Here is a 16,277-nt window from a genome sequence, read left to right on the forward strand (position 1 = left end):
TGCGCGCATCGTTTGCTGCTTAATCAGTAACCGGCCGCATTCCGCAGGCTAACAAAAGTTCGTTCGGCCCTTCCCACCCCTCGGGTGACTGAAACGTCCGAAGTTTTTCTTCCATCTCAGCCCAGGCAGCCGCCTGGGCTTGCTGATCAAGCATGCCCAGAATCTGCATGATGGGGGAAGCCGATGTGCGAACAAAGGTGAGGTAGTCTGCGGCCGAGTTCAGGCGAAACGGCGCGGAGACTCGGGCCGTGCTCACGTCTTCGAATCCAGCCTGGCGGAACAACTCATCAAGAAGTCCCGGCTTGCCCAGGCTCAGCAAACTGCCCGGTTGAAACGGGTCGCGGGGCGGCACACCCGCATGCTTGAGCGCCGTTGACATCAGGATGCCAATGCAGGGGTTGTTCTGCGGCTCCGAAAACACCAGCACGCTGACATACCCGCCTGGCCTCACCGCGCGGTGAGCCTGCTGCAGCGCCTTTAGCGGGGCGGGGCAGAACATGAGACCGAGACGGCACACGGCCGCATCGAAGCTCGCCTCCACAGCGTTCAATCCTTCGGCATCGGCAACGCGGGTTTCGACATGGAGCAGCCCGGCCTGCTGCGCATTGTCTTTCGCGAACTGCAGAATGGTTTCGGAAATGTCGGTGGCCAGTACATGGCCGCCGGGTCCCACGCGTCGGGCGACGTCCAGCGTCTGGTCGCCCGCACCGGCGGCAATGTCAAGAACCCGCATGCCGGAGCTGATGCGGGCCGAATCAAGCATGGCCTCGGTTGCCTCGGCAAGCCACGCATGGATGTGTCGGGTCTGACTGTTCCATCCACCCGCCGACTTCTCCCACGCCTGCCGAGTGGCTACCTTGAACTGCTCGGGGTTGGATGTTGTCATGGAACCTCCTGTGGCAAACATGAGGCTGACAGTCTGATACCAGGAAAGCGGTAATGCAAGCGCCGCGCCTGCCGGCACTTTCATGATGAAAAGGGCGTCGGGCTTGGTGGTGCACCTCGTTCTTGGCCTCGCAGCCCTAGCGGATGTGCAGGTTGTGGCTGCCTGACGGCGTTCAGTAAGCCGCGCTGGGCCCCGCCGGCGGCGCGGTGCTGGACGATTTGAAGTCAGCCGCCAGGCGCCGGGCGGCGTTGGCATACATCAGAACATCCACCCCGGTGGCCACAAAGGTGCAGCCCAGGGCCAGGTAACGCCGCGCCAGCGCCGGGTCCGAGGTCAGCGTGCCGGCGGCCTTGCCGGAGGCGATGATGGTTGTCATGGCCTGTTCGATCGCGGCCTGCACCTCCGGGTGACCGGGCTTGCCGCGGTGGCCCATGGAGGCGGCCAGGTCCGCCGGGCCTATGAACACACCGTCCACGCCGTCCACGGCACAGATGGCTTCCAGGTTGTTCAAGGCGGTGACGGTTTCGACCTGCACCAGCAGGCAGACCTCGTCGTCGGCCCGGTCCAGGTAATCCGTGCGTGCGCTCCAGCGCGATGCGCGGCCCACGGCGCTGCCGACCCCGCGAATACCCAGCGGCGGGTAACGTGTGGCGCTGACCAGGGCGCGGGCTTGTTCGGCGGTGTCGACCATGGGCACCAGCAGGTTTTGCGCACCGATGTCGAGCAGTTGTTTGATCAGCGGCACCTCGCCGGCCACGGCGCGCACCACGGGTTGCGAGCGGTAGGGGGCGACGGCCTGAAGTGCCGCAAGTGTGCTGCGCAAATCGTTGGGCGCATGTTCGCCGTCGATCAGCAGCCAGTCGAAACCGGCGGTGGCGCTGACCTCGGCCAGGTAAGGATCGGCCATGGACAGCCACAGGCCGATTTGGGGTTGGCGGGCGGCGAGGGCGGTTTTGAAAGGATTGTTGGCAGGCATGGCGGAGTGTTGGATTCGGAAAAAAATGGCGTGATGGGCCCGGTTCAGCCCGTCACCAGATGATGGGCGGGCAAGCTGCCGGTGGCCAGGTAGTCCACGATGTTGCGAGCCGTGATGTTCGCCACTTGCAGCGCCGCGTTACGGGTGACACCTGCGACATGCGGCGTGAGCAGCACATTGGGCAGGGCCAGCAGCGGGTGGCCCGCGGGCAGGGGTTCGGTGTCGAAGGTGTCCAGCCCGGCGCCTTCCAGATGACCGGAGCGCAAGGCCTCCAGCAGCGCCGCTTCGTTCACGACGGGGCCACGCGCCGTGTTGATGAGCAGGCTGCCGCGCCGAATGAGTGCCAGTTCGCGCTGGCCGATCAGGCCCTGTGTGCGTTCGGTCAGCGGGCAGTGCAGGCTCAGGATGTCGATCTGCGCCAGAAAGCGGTCCAGATCGGGTTCCGTGGCATGGCTGTCCGCCTGCCCATGGGGGCGCAGCACCAGCACCCGGGCGCCCAGCGCGGCGGCGAGCCGAGCCGTGCTGCGGCCTATGCTGCCGTAGCCCACGATGCCGACCACGGCGCCGCGGAAATCACGCCCCTGCCAGCTGCTGTCGGCCCAGCGGCCACCGCGCACCATGCCATCGAGCAAGGTCAACTGTCGGGTGAGTGAGAGCATCAGCGCCAGCGCGTGTTCGGCCACGGCATCGGCATTGGCGGCGGGCGCCACGGCAACGGCGACGCCGTGCTGGCGCGCCGCCGCCAGGTCCACGCTGTCCACGCCCGCCCCATTCTTGGCGACGATCTTCAAGGCCGGGGCCGCCGCCAGAACGCGTGCCGAAATGGGTTTGGAGCCGCGCAACACCACGGCCTGAGCGCCCGTGGCCGCCAGCTGCGCGGCCAACACGTCTTCGGTGATGGGCTCGGGCAGGAAGGTGATTTGCCCACCCGCGTTGCGCACGATGTCTTGCGCGGAAGGGGCCCAGTGGGGCGCGGTGACGAGGACGTGGAAAGTGCTGTTCATGGGCTCAATCGATGCGGATGCCGCCGGCGAGAATGACCTTGCCATAACGGTTCCATTCGTCCTGGGTAAAACGGGCCAGATCTTGCGGTGTGCCGGGTTGGGTTCTCACGCCCAGGTTGCTGAACTTCTCCAGAACGTCGGGCTGTTTGAGCACACTCACCAGTGAAGCGTTCAGGCGGGCCACCACCTCTTTGCTGGTCTTGGCAGGCGCGTACAACGCATACCAGGCATTGACTTCAAACCCCGGGTAACCCGCCTCCGAAAAGGTGGGGACGCCCGCCAGCTCGGGCAGACGGGAGGAGGCTGCGACGGCCAGGGCCCGGACCTTGCCGCCTTTGATCAGCGGTGTGGCGCTGGTCAGGGTGTCCAGGATCATGTCGAGCCGGCCGCCCATCAGGTCCATGGTGTGGGCACTGCCGCCCTTGTAGGGCACATGGTTGATCTGGATATGCGCGTTTTGTTTGAACAGCTCGGCCGCCAGGTGCAGCGGGGAGCCGTTGCCTGCGGAACCATAGTTCAGCGCGTTCGGCTGACGTTTGGCGGCTTCGACCAGCGAGCGCAGGTCGGTGTAAGGCGAGTCTTTGGCGACGATCAGCACCATGGGCACCACACCGATGATGCCCACGGGGGTGAAGTCGGCGATGGCGTCATAACCCGGCTTGGCATAAAGGTGAGGACTGACCGCGTGGCTCGCCAGCGAGCCCAGCACCAGCGTGTAACCGTCGGGCGCCGCCTTGGCCGCCGCGGCGGTACCGATGGTGGTGCCGGCACCGGGGCGGTTGTCGACGATGACCGGCTGCTTGAGGTTTTCGCCCATCTTCAGTCCTACCAGACGGGCCACGGCGTCGTTGGCACCGCCGGCGGGGTAGGGCACCAGCAGGGTCAGCGGCTTGTTGGGATAGTCGCTTTGTGCGAAGGCTGCGGGGCTCAGCCCGCAGCTTGCCACTACGGCCAGCAGCAGCATGTGGCGGGCGGTTTTCCGCAGGGAGGGAAGAAATGTTTGCATGGTGTTGTCTCCTTATAACTTTCAAATAGTCGAAAATCTTTTCAAGGGCATTTCAGGCCTATCGCCTGGGCCAGTCCTCCGGCCACTTGCCGGGGCGGCTCAGTCGAGCAGCCCCTGGCAGAGATACTTGGTGTGCAGGTAATCGTCCAGGCCGTGTGTCGAGCCTTCGCGGCCGTAGCCGGACTCCTTCACACCGCCGAAGGGCGCGGCCTCGGCGGCCAGCGCGCCTTCATTGATGCCGACGATGCCGCTCTCCAGCGCCTCGGCCACACGCCAGACGCGGCGCAGGTCGTTGCTATAAAAATAGGCGGCCAGACCGAAGGGGGTGTCGTTGGCGGCAGCGATAACTTCGGCTTCGTCCGTGAAACGTGTGAGCGGCGCCACCGGGCCGAAGGTTTCCTCGCCGGCACAGGCCATGCTGGCGTCGGCATTCAGGAGCACGGTGGGGGCGTAGTAGGTGGCACCCAGCTCGGGCAGGCGCCGCCCGCCGGTGAGCAGGGTAGCCCCCTTGGCCAGTGCGTCCTGCACGTGGCGCTCTATCTTTTCCACGGCGCGTGTGTTGATCATGGGGCCGATCTGCGAGGCGGCATCGCTGGCCGGGCCCACCTTCAGGGCCGCCACACGTTCGGCCAACTTGGCGGCAAAGGCATCGTGCACGCGGGTATGCACAAACACGCGGTTGGGGCACACGCAGGTCTGGCCGCCGTTGCGGAACTTGGCGGCCATGAGGCCGTCCACGGCCGCGTCCAGGTCAGCGTCCTCGAACACGATGAAGGGCGCGTTGCCGCCCAGTTCGAGCGAGAGTTTTTTCAGCGTATCCGCGCTGCGCCGTGCCAGGTGTTTGCCCACGGGGGTGGAGCCCGTGAAGGTGATCTTGCGCACACGTGTATCGTCCAGCCACACATCCACCACCTCGGGCGTTTTTTCGCGCGAGGCGGTGACGATGTTGAGCACGCCAGGCGGCACGCCGGCCTCGTGCGCCAGCAGCACCAGGGCCAGCGAGGTGAGCGGCGTGTCTTCGGCCGGCTTGCAGACCACGGTGCAGCCGGCGGCCAGCGCCGGGGCGATCTTGCGCGCGATCATCGCGGCGGGAAAGTTCCAGGGGGTGATGGCCGCGACCACGCCGACCGGCTCCTTGATTGCGAACATGCGCCGGCCCGGCACGGGCGCGGGAATCAGTTCGCCGTTCATGCGTGTCGCCTCTTCGGCAAACCACTCGATGTAGCTGGCGGCATAACTCACCTCGCCTTTGCCCTCGGCCAGAGGTTTGCCCTGTTCGCGCGAGATCAGCTTGCCCAGGTCGTCCTGATGGGTCAGCACCAGGTCGTTCCAGCGTTTGAGGATGGCCGCGCGTTGTTTGGCCGGCAGCTTGCGCCAGGCGGGGAAGGCGGCGTGTGCGGCATCCACGGCGGCCAGCGCCTCGGCGGCGCCCGAATCGGGCACCTGGGTGATGACCTCGCCGGTGGCCGGGTCGGTCACGGCCAGCAAGGCGCCGACGGCAGGTTGCCACTGGCCGGCGATGAAGTTGGCGCTGCGCTGCAGGTCGGGGCGGGTGAGGGTCAGGGGCATGGCATTTGAATGAAATAAGGCGTTAGCTCTTATGGTGTAAGCGCAAGTTGCTATTGTTTTGATAGTTATGCTTAACTGACGATGCCCAGGTGCCAGGGCACAAACTCATGGTCGCCCAGGCCCAGCGCCTCGCTCTTGGTGGGCTCGCCTGACGCATGGCGCAGGATTTGTTCGAAAATCTGCTGGCCCATCTGCGGCACGTCCAGGTCGCCATCGAGGATGGCGCCGCAGTTGATGTCCATGTCTTCTTCCAGGCGTTTGAACATCGGCGTGTTGCTGGCCAGCTTGATGGTCGGTGCGGGTTTGGAGCCGAACATCGAGCCGCGGCCCGTGGTGAAGCAGATCAGGTTGGCACCGCTGGCGATTTGTCCGGTCGAAGCCACCGGGTCGTAACCCGGCGAATCCATGAAGACAAAACCGTGGCGGTCTATCGGCTCGGCGTATTCGTAGACCGCCTGCAGCGGCGTGGTGCCGCCCTTCATGGCCGAACCCAGCGATTTTTCGAAAATGTTGGCCAGGCCGCCGGCCTGGTTGCCGTGCCCGACCACGCCGTTGAACTGGGCGTTCTGGCCGGCCGTGTAGGTTTCCCACCAGGCCAGCCGGTCCAGCAGCTTCTGGCCGACTTCGGGACTGACGGCGCGACGCGTGAGCATGTATTCCACGCCGTGGATCTCGGGTGTCTCCGACAAAATGGCGGTGCCGCCGTGGCGCACCAGGATGTCCATGGCCGCACCGAGTGCCGGGTTCGCCGTGATGCCCGAAAAACCGTCCGAGCCACCACACTCCAGGCCAATTTTCAAATGACTGGCCGGCACCGCCTGGCGCCTGGCCGTATTGGCTTCAGGCAGCATGTCATAAATGGCCGCGATACCGGCTTCGATCGTGGCACGGGTGCCGCCTATCTCCTGCATCACCATGGTGCGCATGAGTTTGCTGGTCGCCAGGCCTTGCGACTCCACCAGCGATGACACCTGGTTGCGCTCGCAGCCCAGGCCGACAATCAACACACCGGCCAGGTTGGGATGGCGCGCGTAGCCGGCCAGGGTGCGGCGCAACACGTCGAAATGTTCACTGGGCGAGGACATGCCGCAGCCGCTGGTTTGCGCGAAAGCGGCCACGCCGTCCACATGCGGAAAGGCCGCCAGCCGCTCGGGCGTGAAGTGGGCCGCGATGTTTTTGATGACGGTGGCCGAGCAGTTGACCGACGACAGAATGCCGATGAAGTTGCGCGTGCCCACGCGGCCATCGGGGCGCAGATAACCCATGAATGTGGCGCGTTCGGCTTCCCGCACATAGTCCACCGGCCGCACGTCCTGGCCAAAAGCCGGGTCACGCTCAAAATCCACCAGCTTCATGTTGTGTGCATGCACATAGTCGCCCGGCTCGATGTTTCGCGCGGCCATGCCAATCACCGTGTCGTACTTCAGGATGCGTTCACCCTCGGCAATGGCCCGCGCCGCGATCTTGTGGCCGGCCGGCACTTGTGCGCGTGCGCGAGCGCTTATCTCTGGTAATTCCTGACCCAGCGACAGTGCGGTTTTGGCCACCAGCACGTTGTCGTTGGCGTGCAGGCGTATGAGTGGACTGATGGTGCTAGGGGTCATGGTGTGGGCCGGGCAGATCGCGCGCGATCAGCTTTTCATCAGTTCCTTGAGCTTGAGCCTGTCGATCAGGACGGTTTCTTTCTGGTAGATGCCAGCCACATATTTTTCATAGTCGGGGCCATCCAGGTAGAGCACAGGCGCATCGATTCTGTCGGCCACCTGTTTGAACTCGGGGCTGGCCACAGCGATGCGAAACGCGTCGCGCAGCTTTTTGGCAATGGCCGGGTCCATGCCTTTGGGCGCGCCAATGCCATTGGGCGCATCAACCACAACGTTGTAGCCCAGCTCCTTGAGCGTGGGTGCATCCTTGAAGCGGGCCGTGCGGCGCTCGCCCCAGGTCGCGAGAAGCTTGAGCTTGCCGGCTTCGACATGGGGTGCCCAGGAGCTGGAATCGGCCAGCAGGTCCACATGGCCGCCCAACACGGCTTGTAAGGCCTCGGCACCGCCCTTGTAAGGCACATGGTTGAACTGGATGCCTGCAGCCATTGCAAACTCTTCCATGCCCACGTGGGTGGCGCCGCCTATGCCCGCATGGGCGTAGGTCAGCTTGCCGGGGTTGGCCTTGGCAAAAGCCACAACTTCCTGCAGCGACTTGAAACGTGAATCCGCCGGGGTGGCAATGCCGAAGGTCTGGCCCGAGGTGCGTGCCAGGTAGGTCAAGTCTTTCAGCGGGTCCAGTTGCAGCGTGCCGAGTTGCGAAAAACGCGTGACGGAGATGGGGATCTGGCCAATGGTGTAGCCATCGGCTTTGGCGGAGGCCATGGCCTTGGTGCCAATCATGCCGGAGGCGCCAACCTTGTTTTCAACCGCAATGGCCTGGCCCAGCGTGCGCGACGCCACCTGGCACAAGGCGCGCATCGACTGGTCGGCCGTGCCGCCGGCAGGCCAGGGGCAGATGAAGGTGATGGGACGTTCGGGATAGCCCTGGGCCAACGCACGCATGGGACTCAGCAGGGTTGCCGCAGCGGCACCGGCGGTGGCGATGAGCAGGTTGCGGCGCTTGCCGCTGGCTGGAAAATTCGACGTGGGCATGTTGTCTCCGCGGGGTGGATGGTTTGTGCGCCGATTGTTGCCAGATTCTTCATAACAATCCATTCGAATAATGGAATTGCTTCATAGCCTAAAGGTTAACTTTGGTTAAGATGGCCCATGGCCCATATCGACCGCGTTTTACGCTCCAACATCAAGTTACGTCACTTGCAGCTGATGGTTGCGCTGGACCAGTTCCGGCATCTGGGCCGCACCGCCGAGTTCCTGTCGGTGAGTCAACCCGCGGTGTCAAAAATGCTGACCGAGGTCGAAAACATGTTCGACCTGGTGCTGTTTGAGCGCTCTACCCGCGGCACCGAGCCCACGACCAGTGGCCAGGCCATTGTCCGTTTTGCCCGTTCGGTGTTGGCCGAATATGAGCGCACACGCGACGAGATTGCGGCGGTGGCCAGCGGGGCGGCGGGGCGCACGCGTGTCGGTTCCATGGTGGTGGCCATGCCGGTGTTGCTGGCGGGTGCGGTCAAGTTGCTCAAGCAGCGTTCGGCGCAGGCGACGGTGCTGGTCGAGGAGGGTGACCTGACACACCTGCTGCCCAAGCTGCGCCTGGGTGAGCTGGATCTGTTTGTGGGCCGGCTGGAGCCCGGTTATGCCGCGCCTGATCTGGTGACCGAAGCCTTGTTCAACGAACCCATGGTGGCCGTGGTCAAGCGTGGCCATGCCCTCACGCGCAAGAAAAAACCGGGCTGGAGCGATCTGGCCGGCATGCCCTGCGTGTTGCCCCCGCCCTGGGCTTCGTTGCGCGTGAAGATCGAGCAGACCTTTTATCGCCACGGCCTGAATCCGCCGGTCGACATCCTCGAAACCTCGTCCTTCCTGGCCCTCACGACCTTTGTGAAGGAACGCGACGCCGCCGGCTTTTTGGCGCGTTCGGTCGGTCTGCACTTCCAGAAAGAGGGTTTGCTGGCGGTGTTACCGATCGATGTGCCGATTGAACTGCCGCCCATAGGACTCATCACCCTGCGGGGGCGGCGACTGACGCCTAGCAGCGAGCAACTGATGGATTGTTTGCGTTTGAGCGCCCAAGCTGGCCGACTGCCTGGCAAGGCTGCGGCCAAAAAGGCTTAAAACTTCATTCAATCCGGCCCAGCAGCAGGAACTCCATGAGCGCCTTTTGCACATGCAGCCGGTTTTCCGCTTCGTCCCAGACCACAGACTGCGGTCCGTCGATCACATCGGCTTCGACTTCTTCACCGCGATGTGCGGGCAGGCAATGCATGAACAAGGCGTCCGGTTTGGCGGCTTTCATCATGTCGCTGTCCACACACCAGTCGGCAAAAGCCTTCTTGCGTGCTTCGTTTTCGGCCTCGTAACCCATGCTGGTCCAGACGTCGGTGGTGACCAGGTCGGCACCGGCGCAGGCTTGCATGGGGTCTTTGAAGACCTTGTAACTTTCGGCGGAGCGTATGCCGGCCACGGACTGGTCGACTTCGTAACCACTGGGGGTGCTCAGGTGCACCTTGAAACCCAGGATTTCGCTGGCCTGCAGCCAGGTGTTGGCCATGTTGTTGCCGTCGCCGACCCAGGCCACCGTTTTGCCCTGGATGCTGCCGCGGTGTTCGATGTAGGTGAAGATGTCGGCCAGGATCTGGCAGGGGTGGAATTCGTTGGTCAGGCCGTTGATGACGGGCACGCGTGAATTTTCAGCGAAGCGTTCGATCTTGGTCTGCTCGTAGGTCCGGATCATCACCAGATCCACCATGCGGCTGATGACCTTGGCGCTGTCTTCAATCGGCTCGGCGCGACCCAGTTGGCTGCCCTCCGTGGTGAGGTTCACCACGCTGCCGCCCATCTGGTACATGCCGGCTTCAAAACTCACGCGGGTGCGGGTCGAGGCTTTTTCGAAAATCATGGCCAGCGTGCGGTCCACCAGCGGCTGGTGTTTTTCGTAGGCCTTGAATTTTTTCTTGATCAGGGCGGCACGCTCGAACAGCCAGGCGTATTCAGCAGCGTTGAAGTCGCTGAATTGCAAAAAGTGGCGAATGTCTTTGGTCGCTGCGGTGCTCATGGTTTTTCTCCCAGCAACTGCTTGATCAGCGGGCACAGGATGGACACGATTTCATCGGCTTCGGCTTCCGAGAGGATCAGCGGCGGCACCAGGCGAATCACGGTGTCGGCCGTCACACTGATCAGCAAGCCCTTGTCGGCGCAGTGTTTGACCAGCTCACCACAAGGCTTGGCCAGGTCTATGCCCAGCATCAGGCCCAGGCCGCGAATTTCCTTGACCGCGCCGGAGGCGAGTTCGGTCGCCAGTTCACGGCTGAGTGCTGCTTTCAGGTGAGCGCCCACTTTGGCAGCGTTGGCCAGCAGGCCATCTTCTTCCATGATGCGCAGGGTTTCGACGCCGGCGCGCATGGCCAGCGGGTTGCCGCCAAAGGTGGTGCCGTGGTTGCCGGGGCCAAATATATGGGCCGCCTTGGGGCCGGCCACCACGGCGCCGATGGGCACACCAGAACCCAGGCCTTTGGCCAGCGGCATCACGTCCGGCTGGATGCCGGCCCACTGGTGCGCAAACCACTTGCCGGTGCGGCCCATGCCGCATTGCACTTCGTCAATCATCAGCAGCCAGCCGCGCTGGTCGCAGAGGGCACGGACTTGTTTCATGTAGTCGGCGTCCATCGGGTTGATGCCGCCTTCGCCCTGGATGGCTTCAAAAAATACCGCGACCACGTTCGGATTGCCGGCGGTGGCGGCTTCCAGGGCGGGAATGTCGTTCAGCGGCACGCGGATAAAACCCTCGACCAGCGGGCCAAAACCGGCTTGCACCTTGGCATTGCCGGTGGCGCTGAGGGTGGCGATGCTGCGGCCATGAAAGGCTTTGTCGTAGACCACGATTTCGGGGCGTTCAATGCCTTTGTCGTGGCCAAACTTGCGCGCCAGTTTCAGGGCGGCTTCGTTGGCTTCCAGGCCGGTGGAGCAGAAAAACACGTTTTCCAGGCCCGACAACTCCACCAGCTTGGCGGCCAGCACTTCCTGGTTGGGCACATGGTAGTAGTTGGAGCTGTGGATGATTTTGGCGATCTGGTCCTGCAGGGCCGGCACCAGGCGCGGGTGGTTGTGGCCCAGCGTGTTGACGGCAATGCCGCCCAGACCATCGAGGTAGGCCTTGCCATTGACATCCCACACGCGGCAGCCCTGGCCGTGCGACAGCGCGATCGGCAGGCGGCCGTAGGTGTTCATCACGTGAGGAGAGTCGGCTTCGATGTGTTGGGGCAGGGCAGCGGTCATGGGGGAACTCCGGGAACATTGCAAAACAGGTGGCCGCGATCAGATCGGCGGGTCTGAAGTGATTTTAGGCGCAGAGTTTGCGGTCTTTTGTGAGGATGCTGCATCACAGCAATGCGCGGAGCCGGCTGCTTGTCCTTAAATGTGGGATGCAAGTCTTATATAAGATAGAATCATTGTGCGGTGCAGCATGACGACACTATCCTTGTCTCTGGCACGCGAAAAACCCTCAACCCGATGGTCTCCAACTCCGCCAAAGAAGTCTTCATTCAGGGCATCACCCGCGACGGCAAAACCTTTCGCCCGAGTGATTGGGCCGACCGCCTGTGCGGCGTGATGAGCCAGTTCCGCCCCGGCGGACCGCAGCCCGGCAGCCACCTGACCTATTCCCCCTGGTGTGTCCCCACCTTGATCAACGGCATCAAATGTGTGGTGGTCAACAGCGAGTTGCGCGCGTACGAACCCATGGCCTGGGACTTCGCCATCAACTTTGCCAAAGACAATGACTTGCAGATTGCCGAGGCTTGCCTGCTTCCTGATCCCCCCAAGCCCTGAGCGGCCTTGGGGGACGCCAGTCATTCCGATCCGAAAAGTACCGACGTAAAAAAACCGCCGAAAGGCGGTTTCTTACTTTTGCTGCAGCGCACCCTACAAAACGGCGGAGCGGAATTTCGTGAGAAAGACCGTCCGGGCGATTTGCCTAAATGTTTAGGCGGCTTTCAGGGCCAGGGCTTTCACCTTGGCGGACAGACGGCTCTTGTCGCGAGCGGCCTTGTTTTTGTGGAAGATGCCCTTGTCGGAAATCGTGTCCACAATGCTTTGGGCCTTGGCGAACAAGTCCTTGGCTTTGTCTTTGTCACCAGCTGCAACGGCTTTTTCGACGTTTTTCACAGCGGTGCGGTATTTGGAACGCAGCGAGGTATTCGCGGCATTGAGTTTGACGTCCTGGCGGACGCGTTTGCGACCGGAGGCGAGGCGGGGGTTCTTTTTCTTGGGTTTGGCGGTTGCCATAATAAATTTCCTTTAATCCAGGGAGGAGTCTGTGGATGATGCAGCAAAGCCATAGATTATACGACGGCCGAGTCCAGGGTCACTTGAGTGGCTTTAGACCAGGAACGGGGCCTAGGCCAGCAGGGGCCGCGGAACCGGCTTTGCCGGGCCGCAGGCGCAGCGGCCCCCTTGGGGGGCAGGGAGTTACACGAAGTGAACGACCGTGGGGGCTATAAACTCCACCGGTGTCACTTTTTAAAGCCGCCTCCACCGTTTCCCTGCTGACGCTGGCCTCGCGCGTCACAGGCCTGGTCCGTGATCTGCTGATGGCCTCGGTGTTTGGCGTCAGTGCCATGACCGACGCCTTCAACGTCGCTTTCCGAATCCCCAACCTGTTCCGGCGTGTCCTCGGCGAGGGTGCTTTCAGCCAGGCTTTTGTGCCGGTGCTGGCGGCCTGCAAGGCGGAGAAAGGCGAAGAGGGCGCCAAACAACTGATAGACCATGTCGCGACCTTGCTGACCTGGGCGCTGGTTTTGCTGTGCGTGGCGGGGGTGCTGGCTGCGCCGCTGATGGTGTGGGCCATGGCGAGTGGCCTGAAACCGCAGGGCTACAACGCCGCCGTGGTGATGACCCGCTGGATGTTTCCTTACATCGGCTTTATGTCGCTGGTCGCGCTGGCCGGTGGCATTCTCAACACCTGGCGCCGCTTTGCCGTGCCCGCCGCCTCGCCGGTGTTGCTGAATGTGGCGCTGATCGGCTCCATCACCCTGGGCGCACCCTGGTTCGCCAGGCACGGCATCGAGCCGATTTACGCCCAATGTGTGGGGGTGATGGTGGGCGGCGTGTTGCAACTGGGCCTGCAACTGCCCGCGCTGCGGCGTTTGGGCTTGTTGCCGCGTATAGGCGCGAGCTTCACGGCGCTGCGCCAGTCCTGGAAGGATCCGGAGACGCGCAAGGTATTGGGCCTGATGCTGCCGGCCTTGCTGGGCGTGAGCGTGGCGCAGATATCACTGCTCATCAATACCCAGATCGCCTCGCATCTGGCCACCGGCAGCGTAAGCTGGATCACTTATGCGGATAGGCTCATGGAGTTTCCCACCGCCATGCTGGGGGTGGCCCTGGGCGTGGTGCTGATGCCGCAACTGGCCGCGGCGCGCGGCAGCCAGGATGAGGAGCGTTACTCCGCCATGCTGGACTGGGGGCTGCGTCTGGTGGTTTTGCTGTCGGTGCCTTGTGCCGTGGCTTTGCTGGTTTTTTCGCAGCCGCTGGTCGCGGTGCTGTACCACTATGGCGCGTTCAGCGACTCTGACGTTCAGCGCACGACGGCCGCGTTGAGCAACTATGGCGTGGGCTTGCTGGGCATCGTCGCCGTCAAGGTGCTGGCGCCCGGCTTTTATGCCAGGCACGACATGCGTACGCCCATGCGTATCGCCGTGTGTGTGCTGGTGCTCACGCAGGTGCTGAATTATTTTCTGGTGCCCTTGCTGCAACATGCGGCCCTGACACTCTCGATCGCGATTGGCGCGCTGATCAACGCCTCATGGTTGTTGCTGGGGCTGTTGCGGCGCGGCAGTTACAAACCGGCACCCGGCTGGGCGGTGTTTGCGCTGCAGGTGGTGGCGGCCAGCGCGCTGCTGGCGGTGTTTTTGATGTGGTCGGCCCAGGCCGTCAGCTGGACCGGGCTGCGGGCCGAATCTTTCAAGCGTATTGGGCTCCTGGCCCTTGTCCTGTGTGCGTCAGGCGCTATTTATTTCGGAGCACTTTGGGCAAGCGGCCTGAAAGTGCGCAAGCTCATGCGCCGGTAACGCTTGGTAAAGACTTGGGGCTCGCGCTGCCCGGCGCTTTGTGAGAAAGTAGTGCCATGCCATTGAATTTCGAGGTCCCGTCGCCCCTGCAATACTTTGCCAGCCTGGTGCAGAGCGACGTGCATTTTCCCCTGCTGGAAGCCGCGGCCTGTGTGGCCCAGGACGAGTACCCCGATCTGGATGTGCAGCAGGTGCTGGGCGATATGGACCAACTGCTGGCCCGCCTGAAACGCCGCTTGCCGGGTGATGCCTCGGCCCTGCAGAAGCTGCGCGCGCTGAACCAGTTTTTTTTCCACGACCTGAACTTCGGCGGCAACATCAATGACTACTACGACCCCGACAACAGCTACCTGAACGCGGTGCTGCGTACCCGGCGCGGCATCCCGATCACGCTGGCGGTGTTGTGGCTGGAGCTGGCCGGCGGCTTGGGGCTCAATGCCCGCGGCGTGGCTTTCCCGGCCACTTCATGGTCAAGGTCAACCTGCCCAAGGGTCAGGTGGTCATAGACCCGTTCACCGGCCATTCCCTGAGCCGCGAAGAACTGTCCGAGCGGCTGGAGCCTTTCCGGCAGCGCAGCGGCCTGGTCGACGAGTTTGAGGTGCCGATCGGCCTGTATTTGCAGTCCGTGCCTGCGCGCGACATCATCGGCCGCATGTTGCGCAACCTCAAAGACATCCATAAAACCCAGCACGACTGGCCGCGGCTGATTGCCGTGCAGGACAGACTGATCGTGCTGCACCCCGAAGCCTGGCCCGAATACCGCGACCGCGGTCTGGCGCTGGCCGAGCAGGGCGAGTCCGGTCGCGCCGTGCCCGATCTGGAGATTTACCTGGACCACGCCGAGGACGCCTTGGACCTGGACAAGGTGGCTGAGCGCCTGGCCCAGTTGCGGCGCCAGAAAAGCTGACGCGGCGCACCAAGGACAAATGCACCCCCTCGGGGGCTTGCTTCGACAGGCTCAGGACGAACGGACTACCGCGAACGTGGGTGCTCAGTTTTTCCCTTCCAGCAGGGGCCGCGGGACTGGCTCCGCCAGACCGCAGGCGCAGCGGCCCCCTAGTGGGGCAGAGAGCTACACGCAGTGAGCGAACGTGGGGGTCATCTCAGCCGCCGCGTTTCAGGAACTGAGGAATCTGCCGCCCATCGACCGAACGGCTGGGCGTGCGCGCCAGCGTGGGCTGGCTGGCCGGCTGATGTGGCCCCGGGCGGCTGGCACTCAGCGTTGACAGGCGCCCGCCATGCACCATGGACTCCTGCGCCGGCATCAGGCTGTTGGGCAGTGAACCTCGGTGTTTGGAGACCACTTCCTCGGGCTGGCTTTGCGGCGATGCCGCCCCTTTGGGGATCAGGGTGCGTGCCGGCGGGCGCGCGGTGGCCGCGCTGTCATTGGCCGCTAGCGGCGGGTAAAGCAGGGGTTGCAGCCATTGCAAAATCGGCGCCCATTGCGCCAGATCGGCCGCCGCCAGCTGGGGCTGCAAATCAAACATGGTCAGCCCGCGCTCCAGACTGCGCACGTAGAGCTGTGTTTCCCGCAACGCGCCCAGAAAGGGCAGGCCCAGCGATTCCGACCAGGCATCCAGGATTTGCGCGGCATGGGTGCGCCCGTCGATACGCATGCCTACCACCGCGAGGCGGCAGCGGCCACTGGCCACACGCGGCAGGCTCATCAGTTCGGCATGGCAGGCTTCCGCCGATTCGCGGTCAAAGATGGAATGGCACACCGGCATCACGATGGCGTCGGCAAACATCACCACCCGCGCCAACTCGAAACCATGCATGCCGCCAGGGGTGTCCAGCACCACGTGGGTGATGCCGGTCGGCACCCGCAGCATGTTTTTCTGGTCCACGGCCCAGGGGGCGATCAGCGGCAGGGCGGCGTCGCGGCGTTTCAGCCAGGCGCGCGCCGATTGCTGGCGGTCCACGTCGCCCAGCATGACCGAGCTGCCCTGGCGTGCGCACCAGGCCGCGATATGGGCGGCCAGTGTGCTTTTGCCACTGCCTCCCTTGCGGTTGACGACTGCGATGACCGGCATGATTCCTCCAGAAGCGGATGAATCAAGCAGTTTGATGCAAAAGTAACGAAAAGTCCAGTTGGCCCAAGCTGGGCGGGCGCGAGTAGCTAGTATTTTTTGTAGCGAAAACTAGTTAATTTGGGTCAAAAAAAA

The 16,277-nt window shown here is 63.4% G+C and carries 15 protein-coding genes and 1 pseudogene; 5 read left to right on the forward strand and 11 right to left on the reverse strand.

The window, feature by feature from the left end:
- Positions 1–19: 19 nt before the first annotated feature.
- From ACHMXK_RS06100 to ACHMXK_RS06130, 7 genes are all read right to left on the reverse strand, one after another.
- Complete coding sequence (locus ACHMXK_RS06100) at positions 20–886, reverse strand: class I SAM-dependent methyltransferase (RefSeq protein ID WP_397438577.1); 867 nt, start codon at positions 884–886, stop codon at positions 20–22.
- Between the two features lie 172 nt (positions 887–1,058).
- A complete protein-coding gene (gene hpaI, locus ACHMXK_RS06105; RefSeq protein WP_397438579.1) occupies positions 1,059–1,862 on the reverse strand; it encodes a 4-hydroxy-2-oxoheptanedioate aldolase in 804 nt (267 codons plus the stop codon).
- A 44-nt stretch (positions 1,863–1,906) separates the two neighbouring features.
- Positions 1,907–2,866: an NAD(P)-dependent oxidoreductase gene (locus tag ACHMXK_RS06110; protein ID WP_397438581.1), complete on the reverse strand. Its 960-nt coding sequence runs from the start codon at positions 2,864–2,866 to the stop codon at positions 1,907–1,909.
- A gap of 4 nt (positions 2,867–2,870) precedes the next feature.
- A complete protein-coding gene (locus ACHMXK_RS06115; RefSeq protein WP_397438583.1) occupies positions 2,871–3,872 on the reverse strand; it encodes a Bug family tripartite tricarboxylate transporter substrate binding protein in 1,002 nt (333 codons plus the stop codon).
- A 99-nt stretch (positions 3,873–3,971) separates the two neighbouring features.
- Positions 3,972–5,441: an NAD-dependent succinate-semialdehyde dehydrogenase gene (locus tag ACHMXK_RS06120; RefSeq protein ID WP_397438585.1), complete on the reverse strand. Its 1,470-nt coding sequence runs from the start codon at positions 5,439–5,441 to the stop codon at positions 3,972–3,974.
- Positions 5,442–5,512: 71 nt separating this feature from the next.
- Positions 5,513–7,045 carry a UxaA family hydrolase gene (locus tag ACHMXK_RS06125; RefSeq protein ID WP_397438587.1) on the reverse strand — a complete coding sequence of 511 codons (1,533 nt, stop codon included), beginning with the start codon at positions 7,043–7,045 and terminating at the stop codon, positions 5,513–5,515.
- Positions 7,046–7,072: 27 nt separating this feature from the next.
- Positions 7,073–8,077, reverse strand: coding sequence for a tripartite tricarboxylate transporter substrate binding protein (locus tag ACHMXK_RS06130; protein WP_397438589.1), 1,005 nt, complete (start codon positions 8,075–8,077; stop codon positions 7,073–7,075).
- Positions 8,078–8,194: 117 nt separating this feature from the next.
- On the opposite strand from ACHMXK_RS06130, the gene ACHMXK_RS06135 reads away from it, so the two are divergent.
- Complete coding sequence (locus ACHMXK_RS06135; protein ID WP_397438591.1) at positions 8,195–9,160, forward strand: LysR substrate-binding domain-containing protein; 966 nt, start codon at positions 8,195–8,197, stop codon at positions 9,158–9,160.
- Between the two features lie 4 nt (positions 9,161–9,164).
- On the opposite strand, the gene argF is transcribed toward ACHMXK_RS06135, so the two are convergent.
- Positions 9,165–10,100, reverse strand: coding sequence for an ornithine carbamoyltransferase (gene argF / locus ACHMXK_RS06140; RefSeq protein WP_397438593.1), 936 nt, complete (start codon positions 10,098–10,100; stop codon positions 9,165–9,167).
- A complete protein-coding gene (locus tag ACHMXK_RS06145) occupies positions 10,097–11,320 on the reverse strand; it encodes an aspartate aminotransferase family protein (protein ID WP_397438595.1) in 1,224 nt (407 codons plus the stop codon). Before ACHMXK_RS06145 ends, argF begins: the two co-directional genes overlap by 4 nt.
- Positions 11,321–11,554: 234 nt before the next feature.
- On the opposite strand from ACHMXK_RS06145, the gene ACHMXK_RS06150 reads away from it, so the two are divergent.
- On the forward strand, positions 11,555–11,872 hold the full coding sequence (locus tag ACHMXK_RS06150) for a DUF3579 domain-containing protein (RefSeq protein WP_397438597.1): 318 nt from the start codon (positions 11,555–11,557) through the stop codon (positions 11,870–11,872).
- Positions 11,873–12,025: 153 nt separating this feature from the next.
- On the opposite strand, the gene rpsT is transcribed toward ACHMXK_RS06150, so the two are convergent.
- Positions 12,026–12,328 carry a 30S ribosomal protein S20 gene (gene rpsT, locus ACHMXK_RS06155; RefSeq protein WP_092000580.1) on the reverse strand — a complete coding sequence of 101 codons (303 nt, stop codon included), beginning with the start codon at positions 12,326–12,328 and terminating at the stop codon, positions 12,026–12,028.
- Between the two features lie 224 nt (positions 12,329–12,552).
- On the opposite strand from rpsT, the gene murJ reads away from it, so the two are divergent.
- From murJ to ACHMXK_RS06170, 3 genes and pseudogenes are all read left to right on the forward strand, one after another.
- Positions 12,553–14,112, forward strand: coding sequence for a murein biosynthesis integral membrane protein MurJ (gene murJ, locus ACHMXK_RS06160; RefSeq protein WP_397438599.1), 1,560 nt, complete (start codon positions 12,553–12,555; stop codon positions 14,110–14,112).
- Between the two features lie 203 nt (positions 14,113–14,315).
- A pseudogene (locus tag ACHMXK_RS06165) lies at positions 14,316–14,713 on the forward strand (SirB1 family protein); the annotation flags it as partial.
- Positions 14,714–14,764: 51 nt separating this feature from the next.
- The gene (locus ACHMXK_RS06170; RefSeq protein ID WP_397442455.1) at positions 14,765–15,019 is read left to right on the forward strand and encodes a tetratricopeptide repeat protein; all 255 of its coding nucleotides are present in this window, start codon (positions 14,765–14,767) and stop codon (positions 15,017–15,019) included.
- A 196-nt stretch (positions 15,020–15,215) separates the two neighbouring features.
- Here the strand turns inward: ACHMXK_RS06170 and ACHMXK_RS06175 are convergent, their stop codons facing one another.
- Entirely contained in the window at positions 15,216–16,145 is a 930-nt protein-coding gene (locus tag ACHMXK_RS06175; protein ID WP_397438601.1) for a division plane positioning ATPase MipZ, read from the reverse strand.
- Between the last annotated feature and the right edge of the window lie 132 nt (positions 16,146–16,277).

The organism is Polaromonas sp. UC242_47, assembly GCF_044452385.1.
Classification (GTDB): domain Bacteria; phylum Pseudomonadota; class Gammaproteobacteria; order Burkholderiales; family Burkholderiaceae_C; genus Polaromonas.